7 protein-coding genes are annotated in these 9,912 nt (G+C 41.5%); all 7 read left to right on the top strand.

From position 1 onward, the window contains the following. Nucleotides 1–107 precede the first annotated feature (107 nt). A complete protein-coding gene (locus tag BCU84_RS14390; RefSeq protein WP_102528766.1) occupies nt 108–437 on the top strand; it encodes a c-type cytochrome in 330 nt (109 codons plus the stop codon). Between the two features lie 165 nt (nt 438–602). After that, entirely contained in the window at nt 603–2,345 is a 1,743-nt protein-coding gene (locus tag BCU84_RS14385) for a DUF3373 domain-containing protein (RefSeq protein WP_102528765.1), read from the top strand. A 69-nt stretch (nt 2,346–2,414) separates the two neighbouring features. Beyond that, a complete protein-coding gene (locus BCU84_RS14380) occupies nt 2,415–3,797 on the top strand; it encodes a tetrathionate reductase family octaheme c-type cytochrome (protein WP_102528767.1) in 1,383 nt (460 codons plus the stop codon). Nucleotides 3,798–4,132: 335 nt separating this feature from the next. Then, the gene (locus BCU84_RS14375; RefSeq protein ID WP_102528764.1) at nt 4,133–5,806 is read left to right on the top strand and encodes an ABC transporter transmembrane domain-containing protein; all 1,674 of its coding nucleotides are present in this window, start codon (nt 4,133–4,135) and stop codon (nt 5,804–5,806) included. Then, nucleotides 5,803–7,905 carry an ATP-binding cassette domain-containing protein gene (locus BCU84_RS14370; protein WP_102528763.1) on the top strand — a complete coding sequence of 701 codons (2,103 nt, stop codon included), beginning with the start codon at nt 5,803–5,805 and terminating at the stop codon, nt 7,903–7,905. Before BCU84_RS14375 ends, BCU84_RS14370 begins: the two co-directional genes overlap by 4 nt. Beyond that, the gene (locus BCU84_RS14365; protein ID WP_102528762.1) at nt 7,898–9,223 is read left to right on the top strand and encodes an HlyD family type I secretion periplasmic adaptor subunit; all 1,326 of its coding nucleotides are present in this window, start codon (nt 7,898–7,900) and stop codon (nt 9,221–9,223) included. Before BCU84_RS14370 ends, BCU84_RS14365 begins: the two co-directional genes overlap by 8 nt. Nucleotides 9,224–9,232: 9 nt before the next feature. Next, a partial coding sequence (locus tag BCU84_RS14360; RefSeq protein WP_133146646.1) for a hypothetical protein occupies nt 9,233–9,912 on the top strand: 680 nt, incomplete at its 3' end.

Raw genomic sequence — 9,912 nt, 5'->3', positions numbered from 1 at the left:
GATCCTCCTCAACAATATCCTTTATCACAAGTGTTAAATTAAGTAACAAGAAACACCCATTTAGACAAAAACCATTAACAATAAAAATTATTTAAAGTAAGGGACTGATGATGAAAACCATGAATAAGATATTTATATGCGTATCTCTCGCACTCTGTTTAGGAGCTCAGGTTCAAGCTGCTGATGGCGGTAATCCTAAAAAAGGTAAACACCTGTATAAAAAAGAATGCAAAGCCTGTCATAGCATGGGAGATGAAGGCGGTGAAATTACCCCAATGAGTAAAACCATGAGCCAGTGGGATAGATTTTTTAGACGTAATAAGCACAAAGCGAAAGCTGAAGTCTTTGAAGCTTTAAGTGAACAAGACTTATTAGATATTCAGCAATTCTTATATGACCATGCAGCCGATTCAGATCAACCACAAACTTGCGGTTAACTAACCTGGCTCGACTGTAAAACACATTTAAACCACCTAATTAATAAAAATATGGGGAATGCCTCAGGGATTAATGCTACCAAAATTCAGCACCCCCCTAGGATTCCCAACATCAATCGAAGGCAGAAATATAAATTAACCTGCTGATTCGAAAGGAGAGATGTTATGCGTACTCTTATTTCACTGCTTGTTGCAAACGCGTTGATATTATCAGCGAGTGTTTATGCAAACGATGCAGATATTCAACGAGATAGTCTGAGTAAAACTGATGCTCAAAAAATTGCAGACCTTAAACAACAGCTAGCCGACATTAATGATGAAATTGATGACATCAATGATCGAGTTGATAAAAATGAACGTCATACTGCACTTGATAGAATAGAAATCACTGGCGACTTTAGAACCAAAGTCCATTCACTTCATTATCAGGATGTCACTTGGAATCCTGCCATTAATGTCGATTTTAATGATTTTGGCGCTAAAGCGATGGGCGGCGAATTTGGTATGCCTGACGATGCAAACTCACCACTAGCCCAAATGATGGCCGCTAACCCTAATCTAGCATCTGCATTTCAAAGCGGTCAATTACAAGGGGTAATGCCTTATGTATTAGCCCCTAAAACTGCTCAAGATATTGATAATGACCTTTACTACACCACACGTTTAAGACTCAACCTCAAAGCAAAAGTGTGGGATAACGTCAGCTTTGCAGGCCGCCTGAGTATGTTTAAAAACTGGGGCGATTCAACTGGCGTGCAAGTATTTGATTCTTGGCGTTCATTTACCATGGATGGCACCAATAGCGGTAATCCAAGTGGCGACTGGTTACGAGTCGAACGCGCTTATTTTGACTGGAAAAACATTAACGGTTCACCACTTTACTTATCTATTGGACGTCGTCCATCAACTTACGGCCCACCAACCCAATACCGTGAAAATGAAAAACGTGGCGGCACTCCTTCTGGCCATTTAGTTAACTTTAACTTTGATGGCGCAACTATGGGTTATCACCTCAGTGATATTACTGGTGTCGAAGGCCAAGTTGTTCGCTTCTGTTACGGACAAGGCTTTGAATCACAGTGGGGTAACGGCGAAATGTTTGGTGATATCGTCACCAAAGATACTCACCTTGGCGGCTTTAATATCGACGCGATAAACGATGGTAAAAACTTCCTTCAATTTACCTTATTCGGCGCTAAAGATGTCAATGATGGCTTTAAAGGCACCATGGCTTTTCCAACTCAGCTTGCAGGTATATTTGCACCAACTATGTATCAAGACATGCAAAAGTTTGAAAACTTCAACTTTGTCACTCGCGTTCAGCCAAGTGATGTGATTGGCGATATGTTCTTAGGTGGTATTGGTTTTGCCCGCGAAGAAGATAACGACGTTAAATGGTTCTTATCAGGAGGCTGGACCCGAGCAGATGGTAATGGCAACGCAGGTATGTTTGGCGGCATGCTATCTGATGCTGTTTTTGAAGCGCAGCTTAACGCTGATGCCAGTGAAATTATCATGTTGCCTTCAGCTGCTGAAGACAGTGGCGCTAAAGATGGTTACGGAATTTATGTGGGCGTTCAAATCCCAGCGCCTTACGGAAAAGTCGGCCTCGAATATAACTATGGCTCTGAATACTGGACACCTTTCACCCAAGCTCAGGATGATCCGATTGGCAGCAAACTCGCTACTAGAGGCCATGTCGCTGAAGCCTACTATATGTTTGATATTAATCCAAAAATGTTCATTAAACTCGCAGGACTTTATTACGACTTTGAATACACAGGCAGTGGAACACCGGTTGGTAAACCACAAAAAGTCGATGATGTTGTCGCAGGTACAGCTTATTCAATGCTCCCTGTAGTTGATACCGCTTATGACATCAATGCATCGCTTACTGTTAATTTCTAACCTTAATAACTTCCCTCGGTTTTTACCGAGGGCAGGAGTCTTATTATGAAAATACTCATCGCCAGCTTAATGACCGGTGGATTATGTTGCTTTAGTTTATTTGCCAACGCGGCGAATCCACACAAAGAGTTTATTGAAGGCCCTTTTACTCAAGGCAGTGAGGTCACTACTCAGTGTATTGAATGTCATGAAGATCACGCTAAAGATGTCATGAAATCATCTCATTGGACATGGGAGCTTGAACAAGAGTTACCTGAGCGCACCGTGACCCGCGGAAAGAAAAACGCTATTAACAATTTTTGTATCGCAGTATCAGGTAACGAGCCACGATGCACCAGCTGCCATGCTGGTTATGGTTGGAAGGACGACAGTTTTGACTTTACTGATATGACCAAAGTCGACTGTTTAATTTGTCATGACACTACAGGCACTTACGTAAAAGATCCCGCTGGAGCAGGAGAAGTTCTCGCTAAGGTAAATCTAGAACGAGTGGCACAAAATGTAGGGGCGCCAGTGCGAGATAATTGCGGCAGTTGCCATTTCTATGGTGGCGGTGGTGATGGTGTAAAACACGGCGATTTAGACTCTTCAATGTCTTATCCAGACAAAGTCACTGACGTACATATGGACACCGACGGTAATGATTTCCAATGCCAAACCTGCCATACAACCGAGAGTCACCAGATAGCAGGCAATGCCATGGGCGTTTCACCTGGTGGCATGAGTGATATTGGCTGTGAAAACTGCCATGAAGCTGCACCACATACCAATAAACGTCTTAATACCCACAGCAGCAGTATTGCCTGTCAAACCTGCCATATTCCTGAGTTTTCTAAAAATGAACCCACCAAAATGAGCTGGGATTGGTCAACCGCAGGACAAGACATTGAGCAAACTAAAGATCAATATGGCAAACATACTTACATGAAAAAGAAAGGCAGTTTTGTGTGGGCAAAAAATGTGAAACCTCAATATGCTTGGTATAACGGCAAAGCCGATGCTTATATGGCTGGTGATAAGATGGATCCTAACGCCATCACCAAGCTGACTTATCCTTTAGGTGATATTAATGATGCAGCGGCAAAGATATATCCATTTAAGGTTCATACTGGTAAGCAAATTTACGACAGTAAACAAAACATCTTCATTACCGCTAAAGTCTTTGGTAAAGGTGGTTACTGGAAAACATTTGACTGGGATAAAGCCGCTAAACTGGGTATGGAAGCTAATCAAGCCATGCTAGATAAAGGCATTAAATACAGTGGTGAATATGGCTTTGCAGAAACAGAAATGTGGTGGCGCATCAATCATATGGTGGCGCCAACCGAGCAAGCTTTAAACTGTAATGATTGCCACAATAAAGGCACAAGAATGGATTGGAAAGCTTTAGGTTATGAGGGCGACCCAATGAAGAATAAAGCAATGAAAAAACATGTGACAACCCAAGAATAATCAATAGTGTTACTTCATAAAAACTGCCCTATTAAAACGGGCAGTTTTTATGCTCATCGTCAAAGTTCCACGTAAGTTTAAAACCCTCGTTAGCTTCTCTAGTAATAAATACCCTTGCTAATAAAAATTCTTCTTTTTACTTCATTAAAATAATGCTAGCCCACTCAACCTTGCACATTGCAGTTACATGTCATCTGAATAGAAAATAAACTGTTGAAAATATAAGCGTTCATCCTTAAGTTAACCATGAACATACTAAAAAATAGTCTACGCTTTAATCTGAGCTTTTTATTATGTCATTGACTAGCCATGTTAACGAATAGGATGACTGTAACATGCAAGAGAACTTTCGATTATTTTCAAGAAATAAAGCATTTCCAGAGTTACTGCTGTCTTCGACTTTTATCAATTTATTGTCGTTAGCGCTTCCTTTCACCATGCTGCAAATTTACGATCGTATTTTGCCAAATCAAGGTTATGGCACCGCCACTATCTTAGTGTCTGGGGTTGCTATCGCCATATTGCTTGAACTGGTTTTAAGGTATGGCCGAAGTTGGCTGTTAGCCGCTTCTGCTGCAAATTTTGAATTAGAAACCACCACAGATGTGGTCAGCAAGTTAATGAAAGCTGACTACAATCATGTTGAGGCCATGGGTACAGGCCGAATAGCAAATGGGCTTGCTAGTATCGCCAGTATGCGAGAACTGTATTCAGGCCAAGCCATTGTCGCATTGATGGATTTTCCTTTTGTACTGATTTTTTTAGCATTAGTTGCCTATATTGGCGGCCCGTTAGTCTTCATACCGATTGCTGTCTGGCTTGTTGTTGGTGCACTGGTTTTCTATATTGGAAAAAAGTTAGCAACTGCGACTCACGCGTTAGCTTTATCTGATGCAGAACGAACTAGAATGTTGATTTTAGTCCTTTCAGGCTTAACGACTGCTAAAGCACTATCTTTAGAAGATCGTTTATCTGGCATTTATAACAACATCAATCACCAACGGCTTGAGAGTCAACAGCAAGTCGATTGGCTTTCGGCCAAGCTTCAAGAAGTCATTCAAGGTGCTGCACAAGGGACGACGCTGATATTAGTGATGTTAGGTTGTCTTGAAGTGCTCAACGGCTCACTGACAACTGGTGGATTAGCCGCCTGCTCTATATTAGCGGGTCGAGCGGTTGCGCCTTTAAGTGCGATTATTAGCTTACGGTCACGCTTGGTGAGTGCACAAACGGCAATGTCCCATGTTAATGACTTAACCCAACTTCCGGAGGAGTCTTTTCAAGGAACTAAAATCTATCAACAAAAATTGCCTTTAGGTCCTATCCACTTCGAAAATATCAGCAGTAAAAACCTTGGCACAGCTATCACTCATTTCAGCCATCACATTCAAGCGAATAGTTTGGTCACGTTGCAATCAAATCCATTAAGTCATGCAAGCCATCTGTTAAGTATTATCGCAGGATTTCAACAAGTATCAGCTGGTCAAGTGACGATTGATAATATTGCCATCCACCAACATGATTCTAAAGAGTTCAGACAGTCAATCACTTATGTAGCACCTTGGCCAACATTGTTTGCTGGCAGTTTATTAGAAAACATGACGATGTTTCGAGCCGAATTTGAACCTCAAGCCATGGCTATTGCAGACAATTTAGGACTCACAAGTAAAATAGCTGAACTACCCAATGGTTATCAAACAATGGTCGGTGATAGTGACAGCCAAATGTTGAATAAGGGCGCAATTAAGCTGATTGCGATTGTGCGAGCAATTGTGCAAAAACCTTCAATTTTATTACTAGATGAACCAATGATATCGCTTGATGCTGATGCACAAGGCCGTTTACTCGCCTTACTGCAACAATTAAAACAGCAAATGACAATAGTGGCTGCCTCTCATTTTACCGAGCTTGCAAGTTTAAGTGATGAATGTATTGAAATAAATGGCGTTGCGCACCGCGAGATGGACAAATCTACAACAACGAAAGCGGCACAGGAGGTAAGCTCATGAGCACGACTGAATTGGAGCTAAAACCACTTGTAGTTGACTTGTTCCAGCAACTTGGACTGTATACACAAGCCAGTAATATTGCTAACGATCATAATAACACTGATCTGAATACACTCGGGTTATCACGGTTATTGAAAAAGCATCAAATAGGCTTTTCAGTGACAAATAATACGGCAAAAAATCTGCATTTATCGATACACCCTTTCCTTGTTATTCCGCAAAATGAACCAGGGTTTATTGTCAGAAGGCAGGGCCATGTTTTTGAAGCTTTAACAGGAAGCCAATGGCAATCAATCGACTTAACTCAACTCAATGATACGGCTTATATTTTCTTAATCGAGTCGTTACCAACCACCAGAAAAAATGTTAATGCGTTTGCCGCTCACATGAGTAAAAGAACCAAATGGTACAGACCGGTTTTTTGGCTAAGTTTACTCTCAAGTATCACCGGACTTGCAGTGCCATTTTTTACCATGGCTGTATACGATCGCGTAATAGGAGGCCAAAGCCCTGCTATTTTGCCTAGCATTGCATTGGGTGGTTTATTAGCGGTCGGAATATTGATTAGCACTCGACTTGCTCGCGCACAAATCTTATCAACAACCAGTAATCGTTTTGCTAGAGATCTCTCTGAAATCACTTTTTATCGCTTATTACATATGCCTTTAATGGTGTTATCTAGGGTAGGAATCTCAAATCATATCGCTCGAATGCGCAATGCGGAAAAAGTTCGCATGTTATTATCTGGCCCTGGCGGTGGGGGGCTTGTTGATTTGCCTTTTACCCTCATAGCCTTGTTCGCCATCATGTTTTTAAGCGGTTGGTTAGTCCTCGTGCCAATTGGTATGTTGATGCTTTATTACCTCGTGATGCAAGTACTCAATAAATATGTCCAAGCTGCTTCACCCACAATCAGCGGTGAATATCAAAATGCGATGAGTGAGTTATCAAAAAACTTACTTCAATTAAAAGCTGCTGGTGATACCGAAGCTTGGCAAACCAAGTTTATTCGTCAAAGCCGTGAAAACAGTCGCCAAAATTTTCTCTATGCAAAGCGTAATGGTCTTAACGCTGCTGTTGCACATTCCCTCAGTTTATTTACTGCACTCATTACTGTTTTTACCGGTATCTTTTTAGTCTTAGATCAAACGATATCGCCAGGAGCACTCATTGCTTGTGTGATGATGATATGGCGAATTACAGGCCCAGCTCAGTTAGCTTTCTCATCGAAACAAAAATTCACCATGATGGATATTGCGGTCAAACAATTTGATCGTTTCATGCAAGCTAGCACCGAACAATCAGAATTAAGGCTAGACACGCCAGATAATACCAAAGCGCCATCATTAGCTTTCCAACACCTTACATTACGCTACAAAGCTGAGGGAGAGGCTGCATTGTCTGGCGTGACATTTGATGTAGAACCTGGTGAATTAGTGGCAATTATCGGTCCAAATGCTTGTGGTAAATCGACACTTTTACTGAGCGCATTAGGCGTATTAGAAGCTCAAGCTGGCTTTGTCACACTGAATGGCAAAAACCTTAAGCAGTATGACACTGAAATCTTTCGTCATTGGGCTGCATATAGTCCATCGCAGCCGGATATTTTCCCCGGTACATTAGCTGAAAATATCAGAATAGCAAAACCCAAAGCCAGCGATAAAGAAATTATTGATGCACTGATAAAAGCGGGAGGTGAGAGCTTCTTTAACAGCATTAATAATGACCTTAGCGTCGACTTACTAGGTGAGAATAATGCCATGCTATCAGCAATAGAGGGCAGCTATATCAACTTAGCACGCGCCATAATAAAGCAATCACCATTAATGTTATTAGATGAACCACTGCCCCACCGAAACCCACTTTCAAAAGCAACGTTGATAGAGACATTATTAAACCTTAAAGGTAAATCCACCGTACTGTTTACGAGTCACGATCAAGAGTTAATCCAACACGCTGACAAGGTCATTGTTCTAGATAAAGGTGCTGTGGTTTATGCAGGCCCAATACCAGACAAGGCTACTGAAGCATCAAAAAAACCAGATACAACTGAATCCCCTTCGACCGTCGCCATGCAGGAGTCTCCAACCAATGGATAATCGTCAACTAGCTAACCGAGTATGGCCAGAACACGAATTTGCTGAAGCAATAGAAGCGCCCGCAGAGCGTAAAATCATTCGTAATATTATTTTAATTATTACAGGTTCAATATTAATCATGCTGATATGGTCAATTTTTACCAGCGTGGAAGAAATTTCTAAATCGAAAGGTCAAGTGGTGCCTCTGGGCCACCGCCAAGTTATTCAAAGTCGTTCAGGAGGAACGATTGCATCCGTTGTTGTTGAGGAAGGTGACGTTGTTAAAAAGGGAGATATTCTAGCGAGTTTTGTGTCTATCGATAGTCTATCCGCTGAAGAAGAACTCACCAGCAAACGGGCTAACCTCATTATGAGAATAGAACGCTACGATGCCTTTACCGAACAAAGAGAAGCTAACTTTAGCGAATTTGCAGTTGAGTACCCTCAACTCCTCAGGCTGCATAAATCATCATTGCAACGTATGAATGAAGAACGCTTTGCAATGGAGCAACTGTCTGAATCTGATATTGATAAAACTCAAGCGGAACTTGAAGGTCTAAAAGCTGAGATACCTCCGTTAAGCGATCAGATACAAACCGCAGAACAAACCCTAAATATGATGTTATCTGTCACAGCAGAGCAAGCGGTATCTAAACTTCGCATTTTAGAGTCGCAACAGAAACTGGATTCTTATATCCGTGAACTGAAATCGATGGAAAGTAAGCAACAGGTTCTATCAAAAAACTTAGTTAATTTAGAACGACAACTTAAGCAAAAACAAGCCTCGTTATTTAAAGAGGTTGGTGAAAAGCGTACCGATACTCAAGCTGAATTGTTAGGTGTTATTGCTAGGCTTAAATCTTCTGATTCTTTGGTGTCTCAAAACACAGTAACAGCGCCTGTTGACGGAATTATTCAATCCATCCCGACTAGTTCTACTGGCAGTGTAATTCAACCTGGTGGGACTGTCGCCGTCATTGTTCCAATGACTAAGACAGGCCTAATGGAAATTAAACTCTCACCTCGTGACATTGGCTTTGTTCATGTTGGTCAAAATGCTCGAATAAAAATTGATGCCTTTGATTACAGCCGCTATGGCGCGTTAGATGGCATTGTAAAACGTATTTCACCAAGCACAGATAAAGATGAAAAAGGCGGCGTATTTTATAAAGTGCAGCTTGCCATTGATAAGCCCTACTTTTTGGATAATCCCGATAGTTTTGCATTAATTCCAGGAATGACTGGCGAAGCAGATATTGTGACAGGTGAAAAAAGTGTCTTCCAGTACTTATGGAAACCAGTGTTCACCAACATTAACGAAGCATTTGGCGAAAGGTAGGAGTCCAACATGACAAAGGATAATAAGGGTCATCAATCTTCGGGCTCCGACCAAATACATTCTGATAATGAAATTCATAAAGAGAATGATAAAACCGTTGACGTGAACGCTGCAGAGCAGAAAAAACGGGATAACAAAGCGAAACAAGCAGTAAAAAAAATTGATACGCAAGCGCAGAAACTTAAAGCCAAAGAATTGAGAGATACGGCACCGGTTAAAGGAGCTTTGAATCAAGATTTAGTGGCAGACAAAACGTCGCACAGCTTATCCGCCCATCAAACTCAGCCTTCAACAAGCGAAAAGATAGTCTCAAAAGCTGATAATACTACTCTCACAGCACCAAGTGAACGCATTAGCAATGTTGAGCAACAAGTCAAATTAAATGCAGTATCTGAAACAGCTGAAAATATTCCTGACTCAACGGCGAAAACCCAACAAGCGCTAGTTAAAGAGACCGGTTCAACTGAAACAACAGGCATAGACCACTCAGGTCAGTTTCGAGGTGGACATACCGCGACACAGGATATAAGTCAGTTTAAAACTGCGAAAATTTCACTTGCTGAACATTCGGAAAATCAGCATTTTAGCATCGACTTAAGCAGTCAACGTATTCACAACCCAGCTTTTGTCCCTCCCCAAGAGCCAAAACCACTCATTCCAGATGAATTAACTGGCACTGGCACTGGCAC

Origin of the sequence: Shewanella sp. 10N.286.51.B7, from assembly GCF_002873615.1 — a bacterium.
Classification (GTDB): domain Bacteria; phylum Pseudomonadota; class Gammaproteobacteria; order Enterobacterales; family Shewanellaceae; genus Shewanella; species Shewanella electrodiphila.
Note: the sequence above shows the minus strand (reverse complement) of the source record. Positions and strands in the feature narration are given on the sequence as shown.